Below are 25,908 nucleotides of genomic sequence, written 5' to 3'. Positions count from 1 at the left end.
GCCGGGGTCTCCTTACGCCCCGAGCGCGTGCGTCACCGTGTAGATCAGCAGGCCGGCCAGGGAGCCGACCACCGTGCCGTTGATGCGGATGAACTGCAGGTCGCGGCCGATGTTGGCCTCGATCTTCTTCGTGGTGTGCTCGGCGTCCCAGCTCGCGACGGTGTCGGTGATCAGGGAGGTGATCTCCTTGCGGTAGGTGGTGACGACGTAGACGGCCGCGTCCTCCACCCACTTGTCGACCTTGTCCTGCACCTTGCGCTCGCCGGCCATCCGGGAGCCCAGCGAGAGCAGGGAGGCGCGGACGCGCAGCCGCAGCTCGCTGCGCTCGTCCTCCGCGGCGGCGACGATCATGGAGCGGACGGCGGTCCAGGCGCTGGCGATGAGGTCCTGCACCTCGCCGCGGCCGAGGACCTCGCCCTTGAGCCGTTCGACGCGGGCGCGGGTGTCGGTGTCGGACTGCAGGTCGGAGGCGAAGTCGGTGAGGAAGCGGTCGAGGGCCCCGCGCGCGGGGTGGGCGGGCATGTCGCGCATCTCGGTGACGAAGCGCAGCAGTTCCTTGTAGACGCGCTCGCCTACCTTGCGGTCGACGAACTTCGGGGTCCAGCCGGGGGCGCCACCCTGCACGGCGTCCATGACGGAGTCACCGTGCAGCACGAGCCAGTCGTGGGCGCGGGTGACGACGAGGTCGACGACCCGTTTGTGGCCGCCGTCGGCGACGACCTTCTCCAGCATCTTGCCGATGCCGGGTGCGATCTCCTGGGCGCCCGCACGGCGGGTGATGGCCTCGCCGACCACGGCCTGGACGTCGGAGTCGCGCAGCACGGTCAGGGCGCCGCGCAGGGCGGTGGACAGCTCGGCGGTGACCCGGTCGGCGTGCTCGGGCACGGCGAGCCAGGCGCCGAGGCGGCTGCCGATGCCGACGGCGCGCAGCCGCTGGCGCACGACGTCCTCGGAGAGGAAGTTCTCCCCGACGAACTCGCCCAGGGAGACGCCGAGCTGGTCCTTCTTGGTGGGGATGATCGCGGTGTGCGGGATGGGGATGCCGAGGGGGTGCCGGAAGAGGGCCGTGACGGCGAACCAGTCGGCGAGCGCGCCGACCATGCCGGCCTCGGAGGCGGCGGCGACGTAGCCCGCCCAGGCGCCGGCGCCGGAGTTCTGGGCGATCTTGGCGAGCACGTAGACCAGGGCCACGAACAGCAGCAGTCCGGTGGCGGTGAGCTTCATCCGGCGTACGCCGCGCTGTTTCTCCTCGTCCGCCGGGCTGAAGGTCGTCATCGCACGGTTCACGGTGGCGCCGGGGCGGGCATGCTCCTCGCCGGCACTGACCTTTTCTTCCGTTTTCGTCCGTTCCATCCGCTCCACCCGCTCGGTGATCCCGCACACATTGTCCCTTCCTGACCGACTCCTGGAACGGAACAGGAGTTCCCGGCGTCTGTCGGGAGGGGGTATTGCCACGGGGTCCTGTGAGCCTCCCCCGGTCCATGACGCATCATGGGCACATCAGATCGGAGCCTTGGGCTCCCATCGCCCGAGGAGAACTACACAGCATGACCCGAGGACGTGGCTACGCCCTCTTGGGCCTGGTCGTCGCAGCGATCGTGGCCCTTTCCACCGCCATATACGTCGGGGTGGCGTCCGACAACGGCGAGCCGGGCCGGAACGCCCTCGGTGACGGCCGCGCCCCGAACTCCGCCGCTCCCGCCTCCACCGGCACCTGGGTCAGCACCTGGTCCACGTCCCCGGCCGCCGGCGAACCCGGCACCGAGACGACGGGCATGGCGGACCGTTCGGTGCGCAACGTCGTCCACACCAGCGTCGGGGGTACGAGTGCCCGCGTGACGCTGTCCAATCTCTACGGCCGCTCCCCGCTGAGCATCACGGGCGCGTCGATCGCCCTCGCAGCGGGTCCCGGCACACCCGCCGCGCTCCCGGACACTCTGCGGCAGCTGACCTTCAACGGCGGCCCGACGGTCGTCATCCCGCCCGGCCGGCAGGTGATGAGCGATGCCGTGCGCATCGCCGTGCCCCACGACTCGGACGTGCTGATCACCACGTACACCCCGGCCGGCTCCGGCACCGTGACCTACCACCCGCACGCCCGGCAGATCTCCTACCTGGCGCAGGGCGACCACACGCGGGACACGACGGGCGCGCCGTACACGGAGCAGACCAAGAACTGGCGGTACCTGACCGCGCTGGACGTGCTGAGCAACGAGTCCGAGGGGACGGTCGTCGCCCTCGGCGACTCGCTGACGGACGGCATCACGTCCACCATGAACGCCAACAACCGGTGGCCGGACGTCCTGTCCGACCGGCTGCGCGCGGAGATCGCCGCCGGGCGGGACCTGCCGCGCTACAGCGTCGTCAACCAGGGCATCAGCGGCAACCGGGTCCTCACCGACGGGCTGGGCCGCCCCGCGGACAACCCCAGCGGCCTGAACCGCTTCTCGCGGGACGTGCTGCAGCGGACCAACGTCAAGGTCGTCGTCATCGACCTCGGTGTCAACGACATCCTGCGCAACCCGCGGCTTGCCGACCCCCAGGCGATCCTGGGCGGCCTGCGCACGCTGGTGGACCAGGCCCACGCGCGCGGCCTGAAGGTCGTGGGCGCGACCCTGATGCCGTTCCACGGCCACCGCGGCTACACGGACCAGCGCGAGTCGGTGCGCCAGGCCATCAACGCCGAGATCCGCTCCGGGCGGGTCTTCGACGCGGTGGTCGACTTCGACGAGGCGCTGCGCGACCCGTACGACCCGCGCCGGCTGCGCGCCGACTACGACTCGGGCGACCATCTGCACCCCAGTGACAAGGGCTACACGCGCATGGCCGAGGTGTTCGACCTGGAGTCCCTGAAGGGCTCGGCACCGGCGAAGCTGTAGGTCCGACGGCGCTCCACCGCCCCCCCCCTCGCGCGGAGGGGGGCGGCCGGTGTCTCAGTCCAGTTCCCGGCGGTCCGCCCTGCGCTCCAGCTTCTCCTGGCGCCGGGCCTCGCGGATCCGCTGCTTCTCCGCACGGGTCAGCTTCCGCTGGACCCCGACGCCGCCCCAGAAGGCGAAGCCGGTGACGATCACACGCGGGGCGCCCGGTTCGCCCGGCACGCCCTCCTCACGGTGGTCGAACCCGCCCATGACGCCGATGCCGCGGACCACGACCTCCACGCCTGGCGGGACGATGACCTCCACCCCGCCCATGATCGCGACGGCGTTGATCTCGACCTCGCGCTCGGTGAAGTCCGCCTCGCGCAGGTCGATCTCCCCGCCGCCCCAGAAGGCGAAGCAGGTGAACCGGCGCGGCATCGTCCAGCGGCCCTTGCGCTGGAAGCCGGACATCACGGCGACGGCCCACGTGGAGGAGCCCGCGCCGCCGACGATCCGCCCGGACCAGCCCGGCCCGGCCGCGGGCTCCTTGCTCAGCGACACCACCGGGGCCGTGACACCCGGGGCGGGCAGGTCCCGGGTGATCGGCGCCAGTTCCCCGTACGTCCGCGCCCGGTACGTCGCGTCCAGCCGCTCCTCGAACTCCGTCATGTCGAGCCGGCCCTCCGCGAGGGCGTCCCGCAGGATGTCGGCGACCTTCTCGCGGTCGGCGTCGGAGGCGCGGAGGTCCGGCACTGCGTCGTCGGTCATACACAGCAGCCTACGAGTTGCCCCTGCCGGGCACTACGTGGTCGCACGCTCCGGCGGATTCGGGGCGTCCCCGGGGGTGTTCCCAGCGGCCTGCCCGGGGGCGTCCCGGGAAGTGTCCCCGGGCTTCTCCTCCATGGAGTGCAGCATCTTCGCGATCACCGCCTCGATGTCCGGCTCCCGCACCGACAGGTCGACCAGCGGGTAGCGCGCCGCGATCCCGGCCACCAGGGGCGCCGCCGACTCCGCCGCCGGGAACGCCAGCCACTGGCGCGGCCCGTCCACCCGGACGACCCGGGCCGGCGCCGGCGCCTCGATGGGCGGCAGTTCCCGCTCCAGGTCCACCACCAGGGTCCGTTCGCTCTCCCCCGCCTCGTGCAGCCCGGTGAGCGGCCCGTCGTACATCAGCCGTCCGTGGTCGATGACCATCACCCGCTTGCACAACTGCTCGATGTCCTGGAGGTCGTGCGTGGTCAGCAGCACCGTCGTGCCGCGCTCGGCGTTCAACTCCCGCAGGAACTCCCGCACCTTCGCCTTGGAGACCACGTCGAGACCGATGGTCGGCTCGTCCAGGTACAGCACCTCCGGGTCGTGCAGCAGCGCCGCCGCGATGTCCCCGCGCATCCGCTGCCCGAGCGAGAGCTGCCGCACCGGCACGTCCAGCAGGTCGGCCAGGCCGAGGAGTTCGACCAGCCGGTCGAGGTTCTCGCGGTAACGGGCGTCGGGGATCCGGTACATGCGGTGCATCAGCCGGTAGGAGTCGATCAGCGGCAAATCCCACCACAGCGTCGTACGCTGCCCGAACACCACGCCGATGCGGTGCGCGAGACGGATGCGGTCCCGGGAGGGGTCGATGCCCGCCACCCGCACCCGGCCGGCGCTGGGCGTCAGGATGCCGGTCAGCATCTTGATCGTGGTGGACTTGCCGGCGCCGTTGGGGCCGATGTAGCCCACCATCTCGCCGCTCGCCACCCGGAACGAGATCGAGTCGACGGCCCGCACCTGCCGCCGCTCCCGCTTCATGAAGCCGGTCTTCCTGCGCACCTCGAAGACCTTCTCGACACCGTCGAGTTCGATGAACCCGCTTTCCGAACCGGTCAACTCAACTCCCTGTACTCCGGTACGAGCGCAGCCCCGTCCGCCACGCCAGGCCCGCCAGCGCGCCGCACGCCAGGGCCACCAGCGGCGAGGCGTACGCCGTCCACCCGGGCAGCGCGACGGGATAGGGCCTGCCCAGCACATGGGCGGCGGGCACCCAGTTGACGAAGGCCAGCGGCACCATGAAGGTCACCCCGCGCACCAGGTCCTTGCCGAACACGCTCGGCGGGTACTGCAGCAGCGTCGTCCCGCCGTAGGTGAAGGCGTTCTGCACCTCGGCGGCGTCCTGCGCGAAGATCTGGAAGGCCGCGCCCGCCACGAACACCGCCGAGAAGATCGCCGCGCCGCTGATCACCATCACCGGCACCAGCAGCACCTTCGCCGCCGTCCAGTCGACGTCCACCGCCACCAGCGCCCAGCCCAGCACCACCGCGCCCTGGGTGATCCGGCCCAGCCGGCGCAGCGCGAAGCGGTCCGCCCCCACCTGGGCGAGCACCGGGGCGGGACGCACCAGCAGCGTGTCGAAGGAGCCGTCGCGCATCCTCGCGCCCAGCACGTCCATCGAGCCGAGCAGCAGATCGGCGATCCCGAACGCCGTCACCGACAGCCCGTACAGGAAGGCCACCTCCGGCAGCGACCAGCCGCCCAGCGAGTCCACCTGCGAGAACATCAGCAGGATCCCCACGAAGTCCAGGCCGGTCACCGTCAGGTTGCCGAGGACGGTGACCACGAAGGAGGCCCGGTAGGTCATGCTGGAGCGCATCCACATCCCGGCGATCAGCCGGTAGGCCCGCACCCCCTCCAGCAGCACGCCGCGCTCACCCACCCTGCACCACCACCCGCCGGGTCGCGGCCGACTGCACCAGCCGCCCCGCCGCGAGCAGCGCCACCGCCCACGCCGCCTGGAAGGCGAACGCCCGCAGCGCACTCGTCTCCCCCATCAGCACGTCCGCCGGCATCTGGATCTGCGCCGCCCACGGCAGCACCCGCACCACCTCGCCGAACGCGCCCGGGAACGCGTTCAGCGGCAGCACCATGCCCGAGAAGAAGATCCCCGTGACCATCAGGGCCTGGTTGACGCCCATGCCGTCCATCAGCCAGAACACGCTCAGCGCCGCGAGATAGCGGATCGCGAAGCTGACGAGGGCCGCCAGCAGCAGCGTGACCGTGAACGCCGCCCACGGCGTGACGTCCGTCGGCAGCGCCATCGGGAAGAACGCCGCGCCGAACAGGAAGGGGATCACGCCCCGCCCCAGCATCTGGAACAGCGCCCGCCCCACGTCCCCGGCCAGCCACCACAGCTGCAGATCGGCCGGCCGGTACAGGTCGACGGCGATCTCACCGGTGCGGATGCGCTCCATCAGGTCCTTCTCCGCCCCGCCGCCCTGGATGGCGAGCGTCGCGTACAGACACTGCCCCAGCCACACATAGGTCACGGCCTGCGCCTGGTCGTACCCGCCCAGGTGCGGCTTCTCGTCCCACAGCGCGAGATACGTGTGCACGAGGATGACGCCGAAGACCGTGTTGGTGAACACCCCGGCCGCCGTGGCCGCCCGATAGGTCGCGTACCGCCTGAAGCCGCCCGCCGCGACGGCCGCGTACAACCGTCCCGAGCCCACCTCCACCACCCTCCTCGCCGCCCGGCACCGAAGCGCAGGAGCCTAGTGCTCCGACGGGCGGGCCTGCCACGGGATTTCCGGCGCGTGCGCGGGCGCCGCGAGGCGAGCCGGCACCGGCAATGACGGTACGATCCGTTGCGTCCGCGTGGGCCGAGGCGCCCGTGGCCAGGGCGAGCGGCGTGACGGCGGTGCCGGCCGGGCGGAGCGTACGAGTCGGCGCTCTTCGGTCGGATCACCCTCCGGGGCGTGTCCCTCCTGGGGCGGATCTCGTGCGAGCACGATCTCGACGCGCGCAGGCCCGCGAGGGTACGGTCCGCCCTCGGCTCGCCTGCGCGTTCGTCCGCGCGCCACCCGCCTCGCCCCACGGCTCACGACACGGCCCTCGATCAGGGAACTGATCGCCGGATGGGACAGTCTTCATCACAGGGGCGCAAGAGCGAGCAGAGACGTACGGGAACGACGTACGACGCGAAACAGGAGTCCGTGCACGACATGAGTGACGAGCCTCAGCCGCAGCAGCCGAACCCGGGCTGGGCACCGGGAGAGCCGCAACCGGACGGCGACTCCGGCACGCCCGGCGCGGCCGCGAAACCCAGGCGGACCGGCTGGCGCCGGGCCATCCCGACCTGGCGCATGACGCTGGGCGCGTTCCTCGTCACCGCCCTGCTGCTCGTCGGCGCGTTCTTCCTGGGCTACTCCCTCGTGAAGATCCCGCCGGCCAACGCGCTCGCCACCAAGCAGGCCAACGTGTACCTGTACGCGGACGGCTCCGTGATCGCCCGCGACGGCGAGGTCAACCGGGAGAACGTCACCCTCGCGCAGATCTCCAAGGACGCCCAGCACGCCATCCTGGCCGCCGAGGACCGCGACTTCTACACCGAGTCCGCCGTCGACCCCAAGGCCATGGTCCGCGCCGCCTGGAACACCGCCCTCGGCAAGGGCAAGCAGTCCGGCTCCACGATCACGCAGCAGTACGTGAAGAACTACTACCTGCGCCAGGAGCAGACCGTCACGCGCAAGGCCAAGGAGTTCTTCATCGCGATCAAGCTGGACCGCGAGGTGAGCAAGGACCACATCCTGGAGGGCTACCTCAACACCAGCTTCTTCGGCCGCAACGCCTACGGCATCCAGGCCGCCTCCCAGGCCTACTACGGCATGGACGCCAAGGACCTCGACGCCGGCCGCGCCGCCTACCTCGCCGCGCTCGTCAACGCGCCCAGCCAGTACGACGTCGTCGCCCACCCCGAGAACCGCGACGCCGCCGAGTCCCGCTGGAACTACGTGCTGGACGGCATGGTCAAGAAGGGCTGGCTCGACGAGTCGGAGCGGGCCGGCATGAAGTTCCCGGTGCCGAAGGAGTCCACCCTCTCCACCGGCATGTCCGGGCAGCGCGGCTACATCGTCCGGATCGTCAAGGACTACCTCGTCCAGAACAAGATCGTCGAGGAGTCCGCGCTCGACGCCGGCGGCTACCGCATCACCACCACCCTGCAGAAGCCCAAGCAGGACGCCTTCGTCAAGGCCGTCAACGACAAGCTGATGGACAAGCTCGACAAGAAGGACAACAAGGTCGACCGCTACGTGCGCGCGGGCGGCGCCGCCGTCGACCCGAAGACCGGCAAGGTCGTCGCGATGTACAACGGCATCGACTACGTCAAGCAGTACACCCCGAACGCCACCCGCAGGGACTTCCAGGTCGGCTCCACCTTCAAGCCCTTCGTGTTCACCGCGGCCGTCGAGAACCACAGCGAGACGCAGGACGGCCGCGTCATCACCCCCAACACGATCTACGACGGCACCAACCAGCGCCCCGTCCGCGGCTGGGCCGGCGACCCCTACGCCCCCGAGAACGAGGACCAGGTCTCCTACGGCGACATCACCGTCACCGAGGCCACCGACAAGTCCGTGAACTCCGTGTACGCGCAGATGGCCGCCGACGTCGGCCCGCAGAAGGTCAAGCAGACCGCCATCGACCTCGGCATCCCCGAGGCCACCCCCGACCTCGCCGACGGCCCCGCCATCGCCCTCGGCACCGCCACCGCCAGCGTCCTCGACATGGCCGAGGCCTACGCCACCCTCGCCAACCACGGCCGCCACGGCGCCTACACGATGGTCGAGAAGGTCACCAAGGAAGGCACCCCGATCGACCTGCCCGAAAGGCGCACCCGGCAGGCCGTCAGCCGTGAGGCCGCCGACACCACCACCAAGGTCCTGCAGAGCGTCGTCCAGAACGGCACGGCCGCCGCCGCCCAGGCCGCGGGCCGTCCCGTCGCCGGCAAGACCGGCACCGCGGAGAAGGACAAGGCCGCCTGGTTCGCCGGCTACACGCCCGACCTGGCCGTCGTCGTCTCCGTCATGGGCCAGGACCCCGTCACCGCCGACCAGATGCCGCTGTACGGCGCCCTCGGCCTGCCCCGCATCAACGGCGGCGGGCCGCCCGCCGAGATCTGGGCCCAGTTCACCCGCGACGCCCTCAAGGGCAAGCCCGCCAAGGACTTCGACCTCAGGCTCCAGCCCGGCGCCGACGTCTCCCAGGCCCCCGGCACCGAGGCCCCGGCCGACCCCACCACCGGCACCACCGACGGCGGCACCACCACCGGCGGCCAGGACGACGGGACCCAGCCGCCCAGCCAGACCCCGAGCGCACCGGAGGGCCAGAACCAGGGCCAGACCGACGGCGGCACCACCGACGGCGGCACGGGCGGGGAGTCCCCCACCGGCGGCGGCACCGCGGACGGCGGCACCACCGACGGCGGAGCCACCGGCGGTGACGGCGGCACGGCCGACGGCGGGGCCACCGGCGGCGGCGAACCCGGCGACGGCGGCACCACCGAAGGGCCCACCGGCCCCGGCTGGGGTGTGGTCCCGCAGGGCGCACGCCGCGAATGACGCTGACGGCCCGGTGACGCCGCTCAGCGACGCGGGGCCTCAGTGACCGCTGGTCGCCTTCAGACCCACCACGGCGACCAGCAGCAGGCACACGAAGAAGATCCGGGCGGCGGTCGCCGGCTCCCCCAGCACCGCCATGCCGAACACCGCCGCCCCGGCCGCGCCGATCCCCACCCACACGCCGTAGGCGGTACCGATGGGCAGCGTCTTGGCGGCCTGCGACAGCAGCAGCATGCTGGCCACGATGCCGGCGCCGGTGAGCACACTCGGGATCGGGCGCGTGAAGCCGTCGGTGTACTTCATGCCCACGGACCACCCCACCTCGAGCAGACCGGCGACGACGAGCAGAACCCAGGCCATGACGGGCACCTCCGGGAAACGGGCTGACGGTGTCGGTGCGTCGTCTTTGCCTTGATCCCGGTACGGCGCGTCTCGTCGGGGTCCCCCCAACGTAGCAAAGCCCGACGGCACGCCGAAGGGGCCGGTGACGAGCGTCACCGGCCCCTTCGCACTGCCGCCCACGGGCCTACAGGTACAGGCCCGTCGAGTCCTCCGAGCCCTCGAACCGGTCCGCGGCCACGGCGTGCAGGTCGCGCTCGCGCATGAGCACGTACGCGATGCCCCGCACCTCGACCTCGGCACGGTCCTCCGGGTCGAACAGAACCCGGTCGCCCGGCTCCACCGTCCGCACGTTCTGCCCCACCGCGACCACCTCGGCCCAGGCCAGCCGCCGGCCGACCGCCGCCGTGGCGGGGATCAGGATGCCGCCGCCGGAACGCCGCTCGCCCTCGCTGGTGTCCTGCCGCACGAGTACGCGGTCGTGCAGCATCCGGATGGGCAGCTTGTCGGGATGGGTGCTGTGCTCGTTTCTGTTGGCGCTCACGCCCTGAAACCTACCTGTCTTCCCGGGGGACGTCCGCAGTCGGGTCAGCCCTTGCGCCGCCGCGTGCTGAACGCGAGCAGCCCGACCACGCCCACCACGACGAGCGCGACGGGCACGACCCGCTCCAGCCGGGGTGCCCCGTCCTCGTCCACGAAGCGGGCCCGCACGTCCGTGACGGCCTTGTTGACCCCCACGTAGGCCCGCCCCAGGGTGTGGTCGATGTTCGACGCGACCTTGGCCTTGGCATCCCCGACGATCGTCTTCGGGTGCACCCGCACGCCGATCTCGTCGAGGGTCTCGGCCAGGGTCGCGCGGCGGCGCCTGATGTCCGCCTCGATCTGCGCCGGGGTCCTGGTGTCCGCCGTGTCCGCCACCGTGTCGCCTCCGAAGTCGGTATGTGCCTGTGCCTGTGCCTGTGCCGAACAGTCTGTCAGCTCCACGGCTCATCGCATCGCGTCGACCCCCGGTTAGGCTGGCCCGATGAGCGAGCGACTGCAGCCGGGGGACGTGGCCCCCGCCTTCACCCTGCCCGACGCCGACGGCACCGAGGTGTCCCTGGCGGACCACAAGGGCCGCAAGGTCATCGTGTACTTCTACCCGGCCGCCCTCACGCCGGGCTGCACGAAGCAGGCCTGCGACTTCACGGACAACCTCCAGCTGCTGGCGGGCGCGGGCTACGACATCATCGGCATCTCCCCCGACAAGCCGGAGAAGCTGGCGAAGTTCCGCGACAAGGAGTCCCTGAAGGTCACCCTCCTCGCCGACCCGGACAAGAAGGTCCTGGAGTCCTACGGCGCCTTCGGCGAGAAGAAGCTGTACGGCAAGACGGTCGTCGGCGTCATCCGCTCCACGGTGATCGTGGACGAGGAGGGCAAGGTCGAACGGGCCCTGTACAACGTCAAGGCCACGGGCCACGTCGCCAAGATCATCAAGGACCTGGGAATCTGACACACCCTCCCCCACCCGAGAGCGGCTCACACCGGCACCGTCCCGGCCCGAGCCGCTCTCACGTTTCCCAGGTGACCGCCCGCGGGTCGCTTCGTTACTCCGTGCGGGATCACGAACACGTGGTCGAGGACGGAGCGAGCGGGAGGGGCTCGATGGGGGCGAGCGCGTACACGAGGGAGCGCCTGGAGGAGGCGGCCCGGGGGGCGCGGACGTTGTCGGAGGCGTTGGGGAGGTTGGGGGTTGATCCGGGGAGTTCGACGCGACGGTACGTGTTCGCGCGGATGAAGAAGCTCGGCGTGGACGTGTCGCACTTCGAGCGGGAGGGCGTGAAGTGGACCAGGGAGGTCCTTGAGCGAGCGGTCGCCGCGTCGACGAACATGTGCGAGGTGCTGCGCCGGCTGGGGCTCGATGTCGTCGGCGGGCATCACACGCACATCAGCCGCCGGATCAAGGCGTACGGCATCGACACCTCGCACTTCCGGGTGCCGACCCGGCGTGGACAGCCACGGCCCCGGCGAACCCCGGAGGCCCTCCTCGTCGAGCAGCCGCCCGAGCACGCCCGGCGCGTGCCGGGCGACCGCCTCAAGTGGGCGATGACGGCCCGTGGAGTGGAGGAGCGCTGCGCGCTGTGCGGCACGGGAGCGATCTGGCGGGGCCGCCCGCTTTCCCTGGAGGTCGACCACATCAACGGCCGTTGGCAGGACAACCGGATCGAGAACCTGCGGCTGCTGTGCCCCAACTGCCACGCCACCACGGACCGGTACCGGGGGCGCGGCAAGGGGCGCGCCTCGTGAGCCGCAGGCGGCCCCGTCCGGACCGCGAGGAGCTGCGTGCCGCGGTCGCCGAGTCCGTCTCCGTCGCCGAGGTGCTGCGCCGCCTGGGCCGCTCGGGCAGCGGCACCCAGCGCGCGCATCTGCGCCGGTGGATCGCCGAGGATCAGCTGAGCACGGAGCACTTCCTGGGCCAGGCACATCAGCGGGGCAGGGCCCGTCCGGCCCTGGCGAGGCCGGCCGAGGAGATCCTCGTCAAGCACGAAGGCGAGCGCCGGACCCGCACGGCCGTGCTGCGCCGGGCGCTGCGGGAGGTGGGCGTGCCCGAAGTGTGCGCGGAGTGCGGCATCGGTCCGCAGTGGCTGGGCAAGCCCATGACGCTCGAGGTGGATCACATCAACGGGGACTGGAGCGACGACCGGCTGGAGAATCTGCGCCTGCTCTGCCCCAACTGCCACGCGGTCACGCGTACCTGGTGTCGAGGAGGGCAGCGGCGACATAATCTCGCCCAGTAGAGTAGGGATCTGCTGGGCGCCCGTACGCCAACGGCTGAGCGGCGATCTTTAGGTGGTCGTGTCTGTCGGTTCGAATCCGACCGGGCGTACCGAGACAGCCCCGCGCCTCTTCCGGAGGTGCGGGGCTGTTCCCTTCAGCCCAACAGCTCCCGCACCACCGGTACCAGTGCGCGGAACGCCTTGCCCCGGTGGCTGATCGCGTTTTTCTCCTGGGGGGTCAGTTCCGCGCAGGTGCGGGTTTCGCCCTCCGGCTGGAGGATCGGGTCGTAGCCGAAGCCGCCCGTGCCGGCGGGCTCGTGGCGCAGGACGCCGCGCAGTTGTCCCTCGACCACCCGCTCCGTGCCGTCGGGCAGGGCCAGGGCGGCCGCGCAGGCGAAGTGGGCCTGGCGGTGTTCGTCGGCGATGTCCGAGAGCTGGGCGAGGAGCAGGTCCAGGTTGGCCTTGTCGTCGCCGTGGCGGCCGGACCAGCGGGCGGAGAAGATGCCGGGGGCGCCGTTGAGGACGTCGACGCAGAGGCCGGAGTCGTCGGCGACGGCCGGCAGGCCGGTCGCCCGGGCCAGGGCGTGTGCCTTGAGCAGGGCGTTCTCGGCGAAGGTGATGCCGGTTTCCTTGACGTCGGGGATGTCCGGGTAGGCGTCGGCGCCGACGAGCTCGTGGGGAAGTCCGGCCTCGGCGAGGATCGCGCGCAGTTCGGTGATCTTTCCGGCGTTACGGGTGGCGAGGATCAGGCGACTCATGGGCCCACAGTATTCCGCGCCCGGGAAGGGGCGTGGGGGACTGCGCGAGCGGCCACGGCGCACCCGCGGACGGCCACCGGCGCGACCCGGCGGCCGAGGGGCCGCGGTCGCTCCTGGCGGCGCGGCGCGGCGCGGGCTACGGCGTGCAGACCTTCGTCAGTTCGCCCGCGGCGTCCGTGACGGGGCTGATGTCGGGCGTCTCGTCGCCGTTCTCGAGGGAGGTGCGGACGTTGTCGACGGCCTTGTCGAGGTCGTCCACGGCCTTGTCGACGTCTGCGTTGTCCGTCTTGTCGCCGATCTCGCCGAGGTTCTTGTCGATGGAGTCGAGGGACTCGTCCAGCTGCGTGGGGTCGTTCGCGGCGTTGTCGACGGCCTGCTGGAGTTCCGTGACGCTGTCGGCGATGGCGTCGGCGGTCTGGACGCAGTCCAGCGCCTTGTCGACGGCGGCGCAGCCGGTGGTGAGTCCGGCGGTCAGCGCGACGGCCGCCAGGGTGGCGGCGACGGCTGCGGTGCGGCGTCGGCGGCTCGCGGCCATGGAACGGTCCCTCTCGTTCGGTCGGGCCGGTCCGGGCCCGTGTGGCTGGCCGGGCGCACAGGGGTGAGCCGTGCGCCCGTACTCCTTCAGACGCGTGTGTGCTCGGCGCGGTTGCCCGTGCCGAGCACCCGTTTTGGTGCGCCCTTTACTTTTCGAGGACCGTATCAAGGGCGGTGCGCTGGTGGGCGGCGAGTTCGGTGCAGCCGGCGACGGCGAGGTCGAGGAGGGCGTCGAGTTCGTCGCGGGCGAAGGGTTCGGCCTCGGCGGTGCCCTGGACCTCGACGAAGCGGCCGTCGCCGGTGCAGACGACGTTCATGTCGGTGTCGGCCTTGACGTCTTCCTCGTAGCAGAGGTCGAGGAGGGGGACGCCGCCGACGATGCCGACGGAGACGGCGGAGACGGTGCCGGTCAGGGGCTTGCGGCCGGCTTTGACGAGCTTCTTGCCCTGGGCCCAGGCGACGGCGTCGGCCAGGGCCACGTAGGCGCCCGTGATGGCCGCCGTGCGGGTGCCGCCGTCGGCCTGGAGGACGTCGCAGTCGAGGACGATGGTGTTCTCGCCGAGGGCCTTGTAGTCGATGACGGCGCGCAGGGAGCGGCCGATGAGGCGGCTGATCTCGTGGGTGCGGCCGCCGATGCGGCCCCTGACGGACTCGCGGTCGCCGCGGGTGTTGGTGGAGCGGGGCAGCATGGAGTATTCGGCGGTGACCCAGCCTTCGCCGCTGCCCTTGCGCCAGCGCGGGACGCCTTCGGTGACGGAGGCGGTGCAGAAGACCTTGGTGTCGCCGAAGGAGACGAGGACGGAGCCTTCGGCGTGCTTGCTCCAGCCGCGCTCGATGGTGATGGGGCGGAGCTGCTGGGGGGTGCGGCCGTCGATTCGAGACATGGCGCTGAGCCTATCCGTACGTGCGGAACGGGCCCGTCCCGCGGTGGGGAGGGGCCCGTACAGGTGGCGTCAGGGTCCGTCAGGGGTGAAGCCCGGGACGATCCCAGCGCTTCACATCATGTCTTCGATCTCCGCGGCGATGGGGTCGGCGTCGGTGCCGATGACGACCTGGATGGCGCTGCCCATCTTGACGACGCCGTGGGCGCCGGCGGCCTTGAGGGCGGTTTCGTCGACCTTGGCGGGGTCCACGACCTCGGTGCGGAGGCGGGTGATGCAGCCTTCGACTTCTTCGATGTTGTCGATGCCGCCGAGCCCGGCAACGATCTTCTCAGCCTTGGTGGCCATGTTCGTTCTCCCTGATCCGAACCGCTTTGTCGCAGTAACCCACAGTTGGCCCATCTTCGCGAGCGGTCTCGTCGTGTGTGCCTAAGGATGGCGTCACGTCGGTGCGACCGTCCGGACGACTGGTCTACACCACGAGCCCGTCTCACGACAAAAGTCTCTCGGCAGAGGGGACCGGAATGAGTGCCGACAGTCCCGCCGGTGCCGAGGCCGCCGCCGGTCCCGCGCGTGCCCGCTGGAACCGGTTGTTCCAGGGGTTGCAGAAGATGGGCCGCAGTCTGCAGCTGCCGATCGCGGTGCTGCCGGCGGCGGGGATCCTCAATCGGCTGGGGCAGCCGGATGTGTTCGGGGACGACGGGCTGGGCTGGACGAACGTCTCGAAGGTGATGGTGGGGGCGGGCGGGGCGCTGCTGGACAGTTCGCTGGGGCTGCCGCTGCTGTTCTGCGTGGGTGTGGCGATCGGGATGGCGAAGAAGGCGGACGGGTCGACGGCGCTGGCGGCGGTGGCCGGTTTCCTCGTGTACTGGACGGTGCTGCGGCAGTTCCCGGAGGACTGTCCGGAGGGGTCGGTGGCGGTGCCCGGCGTCGGGTGCCAGGTGACCGACGGGGACCGGGAGGTGACGGCGTTCGCGTTCCAGAATCCGGGGGTGTTCGGCGGCATCGTGATGGGGCTGCTGGCGGCGTTCTTCTGGGCGCGGTTCCACCGGACGCGGCTGGTGGACTGGCTGGGGTTCTTCAACGGGCGGCGGCTGGTGCCGATCCTGATGGCGTTCGTGGCGATCGCGTTCGCGGCGTTGTGTCTGTGGGTGTGGCCGCCGATCGGTGACGCGCTGGAGGGTTTCAGCGACTGGATGGACGGGCTGGACGCGTGGGGCGCGGGTGTGTTCGGGGTGGCGAACCGGGCGTTGCTGGTGGTGGGGCTGCACCAGTTCCTGAACGTGCCCATCTGGTTCCAGTTCGGTTCGTTCACGAAGCCGGACGGGACGGTGGTGCACGGTGACATCAACATGTTCCTGGCGGGCGACCCGGACGCGGGGCAGTTCACCTCGGGTTTCTTCCCGATCATGATGTTCGCGCTGCCGGCGGCGGCGCTGGCGATCACGCACTGCGCGCGGCCGGACCGGCGCAAGGAGGTCGGTGGCCTGATGCTGTCGGTGGCGCTGACGTCGTTCGTCACGGGCATCACGGAGCCGATCGAGTACTCGTTCCTGTTCGTGGCTCCGGTGCTGTACGCGGCGCACGCGCTGTTGACGGGGGTGTCGATGGCGGTGACGTGGGGGCTGGGGGTGCATGACGGGTTCAGCTTCTCGGCGGGGCTGATCGACTACGTCATCAACTGGAATCTGGCGACGCGGCCGTGGCTGATCGTCCCGATCGGGCTGGGCTTCGCGCTCGTCTACTACGTGATCTTCCGGTTCGCGATCACGAAGTGGGATCTGCGGACTCCGGGGCGGGAGCCGGAGGAGGACGTGGAGGACAGCGCCAAGGCGTGATCGTCCGGGGCGGGCGGAATTGGCGGGTTCCACTCGTTCGGCCTACCGTGCTACAACTGGTCTACACCACTCACCGGTGGAGGTCGCGCGGTGGATACCGCGTTCCCCTTTCTTTGAGACGCCGCCGTCCCCCGTCGATTTTCTCCTGGGCGGCGCCGTGCCCCATGGAGGAAGTTCATGTCCACAGACACTGCCGCGCCCGCGAGCCCGAGCAGAGGGTCGGCCGTGATGGCCGTCCTGCAGCGCATCGGCCGCAGCCTGATGCTGCCCGTCGCCGTGCTGCCCGCCGCCGCCCTGCTGGTCCGGCTCGGCAACACCGACATGCTGGGGCGCGAGTCGTTCCCCGCCTTCATCACCAAGATCGCGGGCTTCATGGCGGCCGGCGGCAACGCGATCCTCGACAACATGGCGCTGCTGTTCGCCGTGGGCATCGCGATCGGCTTCGCCAAGAAGTCGGACGGCTCCACCGCCCTGGCGGCCGTGGTCGGCTACCTGGTCTTCAAGAACGTGCTCGCCACGTTCACCGACGGCAGCCTGCCCAAGAAGGAAGCCATCGTCGACGGCAAGATCGTCATGGTCGAGCAGGCGGTCGACGCCAAGGTCCTCGGCGGTGTGGTGATGGGCCTCGTCGTCGCCCTGCTCTACCAGCGCTTCTACCGCACCAAGCTGCCCGACTGGGCGGGCTTCTTCGGCGGCCGCCGCCTGGTCCCGATCCTGTCGGCCTTCGCGGGCCTGCTCATCGGCATCGTCTTCGGTTACATCTGGCCGGTCCTCGGCACGGGCCTGCACAACTTCGGTGAGTGGCTGGTCGGCTCCGGCGCGGTCGGCGCGGGCATCTTCGGTGTCGCCAACCGCGCGCTGATCCCGATCGGCATGCACCACCTGCTCAACTCCTTCCCCTGGTTCCAGGCCGGCACCTACGAGGGCAAGAGCGGCGACATCGCCCGCTTCCTGGCCGGTGACCCGAGCGCCGGGCAGTTCATGACCGGCTTCTTCCCGATCATGATGTTCGCCCTGCCGGCCGCGTGCCTGGCGATCGTGCACTGCGCCCGCCCCGAGCGCCGCAAGGTCGTCGGCGGCATGATGTTCTCGCTCGCGCTGACCTCGTTCGTCACCGGCGTCACCGAGCCGATCGAGTTCACCTTCATGTTCATCGCCCCGGTGCTGTACGCGATCCACGCGGTGCTCACCGGTGTCTCGATGGCGCTGACCTGGGCCCTCGGGATGAAGGACGGCTTCGGCTTCTCGGCCGGCGCGGTGGACTTCTTCCTCAACCTGGGCATCGCGACCAACCCGTGGGGTCTGGCGCTGGTCGGCCTGTGCTTCGCGGCGGTGTACTACGCGGTGTTCCGCTTCGCGATCACCAAGTTCAACCTGCCGACGCCCGGCCGGGAGTCCGACGAGGAACTCGCCGAGCTGCAGAAGGCGGAGGCCAAGTAGTCCGCTTCCGCGCCGAAGGCCCCGGAACCGCTGGGTTCCGGGGCCTTCGGGCGTGTGGACCGCTCAGATCTCGTACGTCTGCCGGGGCGCGGCGAGCTCCACGGGACCGTCGTAGACCTCGCGGGCGTCGACGAGGTTGACCTGCGGGTCCGTCCACGGCGGGATGTGGGTGAGGACCAGGCGCCGCGCACCGGCCCGGGCCGCCGTCTCGCCCGCCTCGCGGCCGTTGAGGTGCAGGTCGGGGATGCTCTCCTTGCCGTGCGTGAACGCCGCCTCGCACAGGAACAGGTCGGCGTCCCGGGCGAGTTCGTCCAGCGCGGGGCTCACACCGGTGTCGCCGGAGTACGTCAGGACCTTGCCCTCGTGCTCGACGCGGATGCCGTACGCCTCCACGGGATGGGCCACCCGCTCGGTGTGCACCGTGAAGGGGCCGATGTCGAAGGTGGACGGCTTGACCGTGTGGAAGTCGAAGACCTCGCTCATGGACGAGGCGGTCGGGGTGTCCGCGTAGGCGGTGGTCAGCCGGTGTTCCGTGCCTTCGGGGCCGAAGACGGGGAGCGGATCGCAGCGGCCGCCGTCGTGGCGGTAGTAGCGCGCGACGAAGTACGCGCACATGTCGATGCAGTGGTCGGCGTGCAGGTGGCTGAGGAAGATCGCGTCGAGGTCGTAGAGACCGCAGTGGCGCTGCAGCTCGCCCAGGGCGCCGTTGCCCATGTCGAGGAGCAGCCGGAAGCCGTCGGCCTCGACGAGGTAGCTCGAGCAGGCCGATTCCGCGGACGGGAACGACCCCGAGCAGCCGACGACGGTGAGCTTCATGAAGCAGAAACCTCCGCTGGCGGGATAAGTCTGGTAGGGGCGTCGGGGGTCGTGCGGTTCGACGAGCGTAAGGCGCAAAACCTCCACTAGCTCCTCCGCCAAGGCCCGTTGTGGGCGAACTCACCTGTGGTGTCACCGGTTCGGCTGGCAGCGCCGGGCGGGATCCGCACGAGGACGGGCGCGTGGGAGGGAGTACGCCGGTACCGTCTCAGTATGGACACGTCCTGGTGGCTCGCGCTCGCCGCGGTGGTGCTGCTCGCGTTCGTCGCCACGCTCGTCGACGGGTGGGGGCGCGGGCCGCGCACGCTCGAACGGCGGGCCCGGACGGCGGCGCCGGACACGGCGGTGGCGGGCCGGCCGCAGCCGGCGGAGATCTGGTGGGCGGACGTGCCCTACGAGGACGCGGCGGTCACCAAGGACCGGCCCTGCCTGGTGCTGGCGGTGCGCGGGGAGCGGGCGACGGTCGCCAAGATCACCACCCGGTTCCGGCACGGGCGCACCGGGGTGATCCCCCTGCCGCCCGGCTCGGTCGGCGACGCCCGCGGGCGCGCGAGCTTCCTGGAGACCGACGAGCTGCGGGAGGTCCCGGTGTGGGGCTTCCGGCGCCGGGTCGGAGTGGTGGATCCGGCCCTGTGGGACCAGGTGCGATACCTGGCCGGGTGATCCGGACGCCGGGGGGATGGGGCGCCGGGTGATCCGGACCCCGGTTGGACCGGACGCAGGTGATCCGGACGCGGGGCGGACTTTGACGCCGGGCGGACCGGACGCAGCGTATCCGGACGCCGCGTGATCCGGACGCCGCGTGATCCGGACGCGGGGCGGACCGGACGCCGGATGCACAGGCCGTGGACGGGCCGTGGGCGGAAACAGCGAAGGGGCCGGAGTCGCGACCCCAGCCCCTCGGTGTGTCCGTGCCGTCGGCTACGCCCAGAGCTGGCCCTGCAGCGTCTCGATGGCCTCCTCCGTCGTGGCGGCGGTGTAGACGCCGGTCGAGAGGTACTTCCAGCCGCCGTCGGCGACGACGAAGACGATGTCGGCCGCCTCGCCCGCCTTGACGGCCTTCCTGCCCACCCCGATCGCGGCGTGCAGGGCGGCGCCCGTGGAGACGCCGGCGAAGATGCCCTCCTGCTGGAGCAGCTCGCGGGTGCGGGTCACGGCGTCGGCCGAACCGACCGAGAAGCGCGTGGTCAGCACGGACGCGTCGTACAGCTCGGGCACGAACCCCTCGTCGAGGTTGCGCAGGCCGTAGACCAGGTCGTCGTAGCGCGGTTCGGCCGCGACGATCTGCACGCCGGGCTTGTGCTCGCGCAGGTAGCGGCCGACGCCCATGAGCGTGCCGGTGGTGCCGAGCCCGGCCACGAAGTGGGTGACGGACGGCAGGTCCGCGAGGATCTCGGGGCCCGTGGTCGCGTAGTGGGCGCCCGCGTTGTCCGGGTTGCCGTACTGGTAGAGCATCACCCAGTCGGGGTGCTCGGCCGAGAGCTCCTTGGCGACGCGCACGGCGGTGTTGGAGCCGCCCGCGGCCGGGGAGGAGATGATCTCGGCGCCCCACATGGCCAGCAGGTCACGGCGTTCCTGCGAGGTGTTCTCGGGCATCACGCAGACGATGCGGTAGCCCTTGAGCTTCGCCGCCATGGCCAGGGAGATGCCGGTGTTGCCCGAGGTCGGCTCCAGGATCGTGCAGCCGGGGGTGAGCCGGCCGTCCTTCTCCGCCTGCTCGATCATGTGGAGGGCGGGACGGTCCTTGACCGAGCCGGTCGGGTTGCGGTCCTCCAGCTTCGCCCAGATGCGGACGTCGGGGGACGGCGACAGCCGCGGCAGGCGCACCAGGGGGGTGTTGCCTACCGCGGCCAGGGGTGAGCCGTAGCGCATGATCAGACCATGCCGCCGGCCACGGCCGGCAGGATCGTGACGTTGTCGCCGTCCGACAGCTTGGTGTTGATGCCGTCGAGGAAGCGCACGTCCTCGTCGTTCAGGTACACGTTGACGAAGCGGCGCAGCTGGTCGCCGTCCACGATGCGGGCCTGGATGCCCGCATGCCGGGTCTCGAGGTCGTTGAACAGCTCGGCGAGGGTGTCCCCGGAGCCCTCCACCGCCTTCTGGCCGTCGGTGTAGGTGCGGAGGATGGTCGGGATGCGGACCTCGATGGCCATGGCTCAGGGCTCCTGTCGGAAGGTGTCGTCGGGTGGTGGCGCGCGGCGGCGCGGAATTGCGTGGTCGTACGCAGGTGGAGCGTTTCGCCGCGGCTCACGGCCGTACGGCGGCAGGGTGCTGCGTCAACAGATGGCGCTGGCGAGCCTGCACAGGTCGACGTGCAGCCGCGCCACGAGCAGATCGCCCGGCGTCTTTTCGCTCACGTCGTGGAAAACCATGGGCTCATCGTATCGATTCCCGGCCCGGCTCCCGGAGTGTGATCCCACACTTCGGACGTTATTCATCCGCATGTCGAGATTTCTGCGCTGCGTCCGAGCTCAGACCCCGGCTCAGTACGCCTCGACGATCCGGACCTCCTCCTCGGTGACCTCGCCCTCGACGATGCGGAAGGAGCGGAACTGGAAGTCGCCGGCGCCGTCGGTGTCGGCGGTGGAGACCAGGACGTAGTGCGCGCCGGGCTCGTTGGCGTAGGAGATGTCGGTGCGCGAGGGGTAGGCCTCGGTGGCCGTGTGCGAGTGGTAGATGACCACCGGCTCCTCGTCGCGGTCGTCCATCTCGCGGTAGAGCTTGAGCAGGTCGCCGGAGTCGAACTCGTAGAACGTGGGCGACATGGCCGCGTTCAGCATGGGGATGAAGCGCTCGGGGCGGTCCGAGCCGGCCGGTCCGGCGACGACGCCGCACGCCTCGTCGGGGTGGTCCTTGCGCGCGTGGGCGACGATCCGGTCGACGAGGTCCTGGGTGATGGTCAGCATGCTGGTCAGGATAAGCAGAAGGGCCGTTCCGTACCGATGGATGGTACGGAACGGCCCATATGCCGGACGCCCTGAGCGGCAGCCGCAGGGGGTGCCACGAGTACTCCCTGCGGCGGGCGTCCCGCGGGTGGGTCAGCCGACCTTCTCGAACTCCGCGTCGTCGCGGCGCTCGGCGATCTGCGGGTTGCGGCGCTTGAGGACCGCCCAGCCGACGCCGAGGGCCACGGCCCAGCCGGCCGCGACGTACAGGCAGATCCGCGCGTCCTTGTCGTAGGCGATCATGCAGGTCACGCCGACGAGGAAGAGGAGCGCGACCCAGCTGAACAGCGCTCCGCCGGGCGCGGGGAAGGACGAGGCGCGCAGCCGGCCCGCGTCGACCGCGGCGCGGTAGCGGATGTGGCTGACGAGGATCATCATCCAGGTCCAGATGCCGGCCGCGGTGGCGACGGAGGTGACGTAGAGGAACGCCTTCTCCGGGACGACGTAGTTCAGCACGACGCCGATGCCCATGAGGGCCACGGAGACCGTGATGCCGACGGCGGGCGTCTTGCGGGCGTTGAGCTTGCCGAAGGCCTGCGGGGCCTCGCTGTTGGAGGCCAGGTCGCGCAGCATGCGGCCGGTGGAGTACATGCCGGAGTTGCAGGACGACAGGGCCGCGGTGAGCACGACGAAGTTGACGATGCCCGCGGCGAGCGGGATGCCGATCTTGCCGAAGGCGTGCACGAAGGGGCTCTCGCCGGCGGAGAACTCGGTCCACTTGACGACGGAGAGGATCACCAGCAGGGCGCCGACGTAGAAGACGATGATGCGCCAGGGCAGGGTGTTGATGGCCTTGGGCAGGGTCTTCTCGGGGTTCTCGGACTCGCCCGCGGTGACACCGACGAGCTCGACGGCGAGGTAGGCGAACATGACGCCCTGGAGCGTCATCAGGCTGGAGCCGATGCCGTTGGGGAAGAAGCCGTCGTGCGCCCAGAGGTTGGAGACGGTGGCGGTGTCACCGGCGTCGGAGAAGCCGAGGGTGAGCACGCCGAGGCCGATGACGATCATGCCGATGATGGCCGTGACCTTGATCATCGAGAACCAGAACTCGACCTCGCCGAAGATCTTGACGGAGATCAGGTTGACGCCGAAGAGCACCACCAGGAACACCAGGGCGCTGACCCACTGCGGGATCTCCGGGAACCAGAAGTGGATGTAGATGGCGGCGGCGGTGAGCTCGGCCATGCCGGTGACCACCCACATGAGCCAGTACGTCCAGCCCGTCACGAACCCGAAGAACGGGCCGAGGAACTCCCGGGCGTACTCGGCGAAGGAGCCGGAGACGGGCCGGTAGAGGAGCAGTTCGCCCAGGGCCCGCATGATGAAGAAGATCACGACGCCCGCGAGGGCGTACATGAGGATGATGCTGGGTCCCGCCTTGGCGATGTTCGCTCCGGCACCCATGAACAGGCCGACGCCGATGGCGCCGCCGATCGCGATCATCTGGACCTGGCGACTGCCGAGTCCCCGCTCGTAGCCCTCCTCGGGCACGTTTTCCGTGTCGACCTGCGCAGAGGTCATGTGTGGTGCGCCTTTCTCCATGCCGACCCGGGCCTCTCGTCGGCCCCGGATCGGGTCTCGATCCCCCCGGAATGATGGAGCTGAGCGGATCTCGAAAGGCCCGCTCGTGCCTGGCCGGCGGTTGCCGGCTCGGTGGCGCACCCGGCCGAACATTCGGGTGGTGCTCGCCGGGCGGTCGTGAAGATTTATCACGGCCGCAACACTGATCACAGGGGCGCTGTGTGACACACCGCACGAAAAGAACCGGACAAAACGCACCCCACGTGGCCATAGAAGGCGGGTGCGGTGACGGGATCGTTATCCGGATTTGAGTGTCCTCTGAGCGAACACGGAACGGTCATCCGATGGTCACGAAACCTGCACCGATCAGGGCATAAGCGTTCCGACCAGCGTCTCCTGGAGTCCGCCGAGCCACAGATAGGCCATCACCATCGGCTTGCGCGGGTCGTCGTCCGGCAGGCGGTAGAGGAGGTCGGTGTCCTCCTCCTCGGCGATCTCCAGCCGGGAGCCGATCGCGAGCCGCAGGTCGTTCAGCGCGCCCAGCCACTGCCGGGACTCCTCCACCGACAGCTTCAGCACCGCTCCGCCCTCGCCGGCCGAGGCCGAGGCGAGCGCGTCCAGGGAGCGGACCACCGCCAGGGCGTTGTCCCGCTTGCCGGCCCGCAGGTCGTTCTCGGTGTAGCGGCGGAACTCGGCGGAGTAGGCCCGCCGCTCCTCGGCGTCCCCCGCCGAGGCGGCCTGCTCGGGGTCGCTGTAGGCGTCCGGGAACAGGCGCCTGAGCACCGGGTCGGCGGGCGGCTCGCTCGGGCCCTCGGCGAACAGCTCGGCGAGCGGGTCGCCGGAGGCGTCCTCGGCGGGGCCGGGGCCGATGAGCTCCAGCAGCTGGACGGCCAGCGACCGGATGATGGAGATCTCGACGTCGTCGAGGGCGACGGCCGCGCCGCCGCCGGGAAGCGGTTCGAAGGTTCCGGGCATGAACGCCTTTTCGCTGCTGGGCGGGGTGCTGGCTACTTGCGGTCCTGCTGGAGGGTGGCCCACAGGCCGTAGCCGTGCATGGCCTGCACGTCGCGTTCCATCTCCTCGCGGGTGCCGCTGGAGACGACCGCCCGGCCCTTGTGGTGGACGTCGAGCATGAGCTTGGTGGCCTTGTCCTTGGAGTAGCCGAAGTACGTCTGGAAGACGTACGTCACGTAGCTCATGAGGTTGACCGGGTCGTTGTGCACGATGGTGACCCAGGGGACGTCCGGCTCGGGTACGGCGAAGACCTCCTCCGCCGACTCGGTGCGTTCGATCTCCAGGGGCGCGGGTGACGTCACATGGCCCATGCTGCCACCCGACGGGGGTAGTCGCACAAACGGGCCTGGCCGTAAGGCGATCGCGTCCCCCGGGACTGCAATCGTCAGATTGACGAAATGGGGGTACGCTCCTCCTCATGAACACAGCGGACCTTGGGCTGCCGGTGGATGTTCCCTCGACGGCGCTCTTCACGGACCAGTACGAGCTGACGATGCTGCGGGCCGCCCTGACGGCGGGTACGGCCGAGCGGCGGAGCGTGTTCGAGGTCTTCACCCGCAGGCTGCCGAACGGGCGCCGCTACGGCGTCGTGGCGGGCACCGGACGGGTGCTGGACGCGGTGGAGAACTTCCGCTTCGACCCGGGCGTCCTGGGCTTCCTGCGCGAGCGCGAGATCGTCGACGAGCAGACCCTCGAATGGCTCGCCGGCTACCGGTTCAGCGGGGACATCTGGGGCTACCCCGAGGGCGAGGTGTACTTCCCGGGCTCGCCGATCATGCGGGTGGAGGGCACCTTCGCCGAGTGCGTGCTGCTGGAGACGGTGATCCTGTCGATCCTCAACCACGACTCGGCGATCGCGGCGGCCGCCTCGCGGATGTCGGCCGCCGCGGGCGACCGGCCCCTGATCGAGATGGGCGCCCGGCGCACGCACGAGCTGGCCGCGGTGGCGGCCTCCCGGGCCGCGTACGTCGGCGGCTTCTCCACCACCTCCGACCTGGCGGCCGGCTTCCGCTACGGCATCCCCACCGTCGGCACCTCCGCGCACGCCTTCACACTGCTGCACGACAGCGAGCGCGACGCCTTCCGGGCCCAGGTGGAGACGCTGGGCCGGGGCACCACGCTGCTGGTGGACACCTACGACGTCGCCGAGGCGGTCCGCACGGCCGTCGAGGTCGCCGGCACCGGGCTCGGGGCCGTCCGGATCGACTCCGGCGACCTGCTGCTGGTCGCGCACCGGGTGCGCCAGCAGCTGGACGAGCTGGGCGCGACCGACACGAAGATCGTGGTCACCTCCGACCTGGACGAGTACGCCATCGCCTCGCTGGCGGCGGCGCCCGTGGACGCCTACGGCGTCGGCACGCAGCTGGTGACCGGCTCCGGCCACCCCACGTCCTCGATGGTCTACAAGCTGGTCGCGCGGGCCGAGTCGTCCGACCCGAAGGCGCCGCTGGTGCCGGTGGCGAAGAAGTCCAGCGGCGGCAAGACGTCGGTGGGCGGGCGCAAGTGGGCCGCGCGACGGCTGGACTCCTACGGGGTGGCCGAGGCCGAGGTGATCGGCACCGGGCGGGTGCCGGCCGCGCTCGCGGACCGGCAGCTGCTGGTGGAGCTGGTCAAGGGTGGTGAGGTGGTGGCGCGCGAACCGCTGGACGCGGCGCGCGACCGGCACGCGAAGGCGCGCGCGGGGCTCCCGATGTCGGCCACCCAGCTCTCCCGCGGGGAGCCCGTCATTCCGACGGAGTACGTGCACGAGGGCTCGGGTAGCTAATTGCGGTGTGCCGTGATGCGCCGACCCGCGCCCCCTCCCGACCCCGCTCCCTCGTTCGTAGGCTCGGCAGTG

General features: G+C 70.7%; 28 protein-coding genes, 1 tRNA gene, 1 pseudogene and 1 riboswitch. Of the genes and pseudogenes, 10 read left to right on the top strand and 20 right to left on the bottom strand.

What is annotated here, in order from left to right:
* Positions 1-12 precede the first annotated feature (12 nt).
* On the bottom strand, positions 13-1,383 hold the full coding sequence (locus ACIGAQ_RS09910; RefSeq protein ID WP_399780955.1) for a DUF445 domain-containing protein: 1,371 nt from the start codon (positions 1,381-1,383) through the stop codon (positions 13-15).
* Positions 1,384-1,547: 164 nt separating this feature from the next.
* Here ACIGAQ_RS09910 and ACIGAQ_RS09905 point away from each other — a divergent pair, with 164 nt between their 5' ends.
* Positions 1,548-2,879, top strand: a complete 1,332-nt coding sequence (locus ACIGAQ_RS09905) for an SGNH/GDSL hydrolase family protein (protein ID WP_399780953.1) — start codon at positions 1,548-1,550, stop codon at positions 2,877-2,879.
* 60 nt (positions 2,880-2,939) lie between these two features.
* On the opposite strand, the pseudogene ACIGAQ_RS09900 reads toward ACIGAQ_RS09905, so the two are convergent.
* The 4 genes and pseudogenes from ACIGAQ_RS09900 to ACIGAQ_RS09885 form a co-directional block, all read right to left on the bottom strand.
* A pseudogene (locus ACIGAQ_RS09900) lies at positions 2,940-3,626 on the bottom strand (DUF1707 domain-containing protein); the annotation flags it as partial.
* 33 nt (positions 3,627-3,659) lie between these two features.
* Complete coding sequence (locus ACIGAQ_RS09895; RefSeq protein ID WP_399780950.1) at positions 3,660-4,724, bottom strand: ATP-binding cassette domain-containing protein; 1,065 nt, start codon at positions 4,722-4,724, stop codon at positions 3,660-3,662.
* A 1-nt stretch (position 4,725) separates the two neighbouring features.
* On the bottom strand, positions 4,726-5,547 hold the full coding sequence (locus ACIGAQ_RS09890) for an ABC transporter permease (RefSeq protein WP_311688262.1): 822 nt from the start codon (positions 5,545-5,547) through the stop codon (positions 4,726-4,728).
* The gene (locus ACIGAQ_RS09885; protein ID WP_362275552.1) at positions 5,540-6,340 is read right to left on the bottom strand and encodes an ABC-2 family transporter protein; all 801 of its coding nucleotides are present in this window, start codon (positions 6,338-6,340) and stop codon (positions 5,540-5,542) included. Before ACIGAQ_RS09885 ends, ACIGAQ_RS09890 begins: the two co-directional genes overlap by 8 nt.
* A 492-nt stretch (positions 6,341-6,832) precedes the next feature.
* On the opposite strand from ACIGAQ_RS09885, the gene ACIGAQ_RS09880 reads away from it, so the two are divergent.
* Positions 6,833-9,229 (top strand): transglycosylase domain-containing protein, encoded by a 2,397-nt coding sequence (locus ACIGAQ_RS09880; RefSeq protein WP_362275272.1) that lies wholly within the window; start codon positions 6,833-6,835, stop codon positions 9,227-9,229.
* 39 nt (positions 9,230-9,268) lie between these two features.
* Here the strand turns inward: ACIGAQ_RS09880 and ACIGAQ_RS09875 are convergent, their stop codons facing one another.
* From ACIGAQ_RS09875 to ACIGAQ_RS09865, 3 genes are all read right to left on the bottom strand, one after another.
* Positions 9,269-9,589 carry a multidrug efflux SMR transporter gene (locus ACIGAQ_RS09875; RefSeq protein ID WP_362275274.1) on the bottom strand — a complete coding sequence of 107 codons (321 nt, stop codon included), beginning with the start codon at positions 9,587-9,589 and terminating at the stop codon, positions 9,269-9,271.
* A 34-nt stretch (positions 9,590-9,623) separates the two neighbouring features.
* A riboswitch (guanidine-III (ykkC-III) riboswitch) is annotated at positions 9,624-9,690 on the bottom strand.
* Between the two features lie 65 nt (positions 9,691-9,755).
* Positions 9,756-10,112: a co-chaperone GroES gene (locus ACIGAQ_RS09870; protein WP_094052261.1), complete on the bottom strand. Its 357-nt coding sequence runs from the start codon at positions 10,110-10,112 to the stop codon at positions 9,756-9,758.
* Between the two features lie 44 nt (positions 10,113-10,156).
* Entirely contained in the window at positions 10,157-10,486 is a 330-nt protein-coding gene (locus ACIGAQ_RS09865; RefSeq protein WP_311688259.1) for a DUF3618 domain-containing protein, read from the bottom strand.
* 106 nt (positions 10,487-10,592) lie between these two features.
* Between ACIGAQ_RS09865 and bcp the strand changes: the two genes are divergently transcribed.
* From bcp to ACIGAQ_RS09845, 4 genes are all read left to right on the top strand, one after another.
* Entirely contained in the window at positions 10,593-11,060 is a 468-nt protein-coding gene (gene bcp, locus ACIGAQ_RS09860; protein ID WP_399780945.1) for a thioredoxin-dependent thiol peroxidase, read from the top strand.
* A gap of 152 nt (positions 11,061-11,212) precedes the next feature.
* Complete coding sequence (locus tag ACIGAQ_RS09855; RefSeq protein ID WP_399780942.1) at positions 11,213-11,854, top strand: HNH endonuclease signature motif containing protein; 642 nt, start codon at positions 11,213-11,215, stop codon at positions 11,852-11,854.
* On the top strand, positions 11,851-12,345 hold the full coding sequence (locus tag ACIGAQ_RS09850; RefSeq protein WP_362275279.1) for an HNH endonuclease signature motif containing protein: 495 nt from the start codon (positions 11,851-11,853) through the stop codon (positions 12,343-12,345). Before ACIGAQ_RS09855 ends, ACIGAQ_RS09850 begins: the two co-directional genes overlap by 4 nt.
* Positions 12,346-12,361: 16 nt before the next feature.
* A tRNA-Leu gene (locus tag ACIGAQ_RS09845) sits at positions 12,362-12,434 on the top strand.
* A gap of 45 nt (positions 12,435-12,479) precedes the next feature.
* Here the strand turns inward: ACIGAQ_RS09845 and rdgB are convergent.
* The 4 genes from rdgB to ACIGAQ_RS09825 all read right to left on the bottom strand — a co-directional run bounded on the left by rdgB (position 12,480) and on the right by ACIGAQ_RS09825 (position 14,845).
* The gene (gene rdgB / locus ACIGAQ_RS09840; RefSeq protein WP_311688255.1) at positions 12,480-13,082 is read right to left on the bottom strand and encodes an RdgB/HAM1 family non-canonical purine NTP pyrophosphatase; all 603 of its coding nucleotides are present in this window, start codon (positions 13,080-13,082) and stop codon (positions 12,480-12,482) included.
* Between the two features lie 136 nt (positions 13,083-13,218).
* Positions 13,219-13,617, bottom strand: coding sequence for a hypothetical protein (locus tag ACIGAQ_RS09835; protein ID WP_399780938.1), 399 nt, complete (start codon positions 13,615-13,617; stop codon positions 13,219-13,221).
* A 145-nt stretch (positions 13,618-13,762) separates the two neighbouring features.
* The gene (gene rph / locus ACIGAQ_RS09830) at positions 13,763-14,500 is read right to left on the bottom strand and encodes a ribonuclease PH (RefSeq protein WP_311688253.1); all 738 of its coding nucleotides are present in this window, start codon (positions 14,498-14,500) and stop codon (positions 13,763-13,765) included.
* Between the two features lie 111 nt (positions 14,501-14,611).
* Positions 14,612-14,845, bottom strand: coding sequence for a glucose PTS transporter subunit EIIB (locus ACIGAQ_RS09825; RefSeq protein WP_010039992.1), 234 nt, complete (start codon positions 14,843-14,845; stop codon positions 14,612-14,614).
* Between the two features lie 176 nt (positions 14,846-15,021).
* Between ACIGAQ_RS09825 and ACIGAQ_RS09820 the strand changes: the two genes are divergently transcribed.
* Positions 15,022-16,335, top strand: coding sequence for a PTS transporter subunit EIIC (locus ACIGAQ_RS09820; RefSeq protein ID WP_399780933.1), 1,314 nt, complete (start codon positions 15,022-15,024; stop codon positions 16,333-16,335).
* A 177-nt stretch (positions 16,336-16,512) separates the two neighbouring features.
* Positions 16,513-17,775: a PTS transporter subunit EIIC gene (locus ACIGAQ_RS09815; protein WP_311688251.1), complete on the top strand. Its 1,263-nt coding sequence runs from the start codon at positions 16,513-16,515 to the stop codon at positions 17,773-17,775.
* 63 nt (positions 17,776-17,838) lie between these two features.
* Here ACIGAQ_RS09815 and ACIGAQ_RS09810 read toward each other — a convergent pair whose 3' ends face one another.
* Positions 17,839-18,591 (bottom strand): MBL fold metallo-hydrolase, encoded by a 753-nt coding sequence (locus tag ACIGAQ_RS09810; RefSeq protein ID WP_311688250.1) that lies wholly within the window; start codon positions 18,589-18,591, stop codon positions 17,839-17,841.
* A 213-nt stretch (positions 18,592-18,804) separates the two neighbouring features.
* Between ACIGAQ_RS09810 and ACIGAQ_RS09805 the strand changes: the two genes are divergently transcribed.
* Positions 18,805-19,254 carry a type II toxin-antitoxin system PemK/MazF family toxin gene (locus ACIGAQ_RS09805; RefSeq protein WP_311688249.1) on the top strand — a complete coding sequence of 150 codons (450 nt, stop codon included), beginning with the start codon at positions 18,805-18,807 and terminating at the stop codon, positions 19,252-19,254.
* Between the two features lie 258 nt (positions 19,255-19,512).
* Here the strand turns inward: ACIGAQ_RS09805 and ACIGAQ_RS09800 are convergent, their stop codons facing one another.
* The 7 genes from ACIGAQ_RS09800 to clpS form a co-directional block, all read right to left on the bottom strand.
* Positions 19,513-20,463, bottom strand: coding sequence for a PLP-dependent cysteine synthase family protein (locus ACIGAQ_RS09800; RefSeq protein ID WP_399780929.1), 951 nt, complete (start codon positions 20,461-20,463; stop codon positions 19,513-19,515).
* Between the two features lie 2 nt (positions 20,464-20,465).
* Entirely contained in the window at positions 20,466-20,744 is a 279-nt protein-coding gene (locus ACIGAQ_RS09795) for a MoaD/ThiS family protein (RefSeq protein WP_094052247.1), read from the bottom strand.
* Positions 20,745-20,867: 123 nt separating this feature from the next.
* Complete coding sequence (locus tag ACIGAQ_RS09790; protein WP_311688247.1) at positions 20,868-20,963, bottom strand: putative leader peptide; 96 nt, start codon at positions 20,961-20,963, stop codon at positions 20,868-20,870.
* A gap of 111 nt (positions 20,964-21,074) precedes the next feature.
* Positions 21,075-21,497: a M67 family metallopeptidase gene (locus tag ACIGAQ_RS09785; RefSeq protein WP_311688246.1), complete on the bottom strand. Its 423-nt coding sequence runs from the start codon at positions 21,495-21,497 to the stop codon at positions 21,075-21,077.
* 132 nt (positions 21,498-21,629) lie between these two features.
* Entirely contained in the window at positions 21,630-23,057 is a 1,428-nt protein-coding gene (locus ACIGAQ_RS09780; protein WP_311688245.1) for an amino acid permease, read from the bottom strand.
* Between the two features lie 366 nt (positions 23,058-23,423).
* On the bottom strand, positions 23,424-24,032 hold the full coding sequence (locus ACIGAQ_RS09775; protein WP_399780924.1) for a DUF2017 domain-containing protein: 609 nt from the start codon (positions 24,030-24,032) through the stop codon (positions 23,424-23,426).
* 32 nt (positions 24,033-24,064) lie between these two features.
* Positions 24,065-24,382, bottom strand: a complete 318-nt coding sequence (gene clpS, locus ACIGAQ_RS09770; RefSeq protein ID WP_094052242.1) for an ATP-dependent Clp protease adapter ClpS — start codon at positions 24,380-24,382, stop codon at positions 24,065-24,067.
* Between the two features lie 107 nt (positions 24,383-24,489).
* On the opposite strand from clpS, the gene ACIGAQ_RS09765 reads away from it, so the two are divergent.
* Positions 24,490-25,836 (top strand): nicotinate phosphoribosyltransferase, encoded by a 1,347-nt coding sequence (locus ACIGAQ_RS09765; protein ID WP_311688243.1) that lies wholly within the window; start codon positions 24,490-24,492, stop codon positions 25,834-25,836.
* Positions 25,837-25,908 lie beyond the last annotated feature (72 nt).

The sequence above is a fragment of the Streptomyces sp. NPDC085932 genome, from assembly GCF_044540525.1.
Classification (GTDB): domain Bacteria; phylum Actinomycetota; class Actinomycetes; order Streptomycetales; family Streptomycetaceae; genus Streptomyces; species Streptomyces levis.
This window is presented reverse-complemented; position numbering and strand designations above follow the sequence as displayed.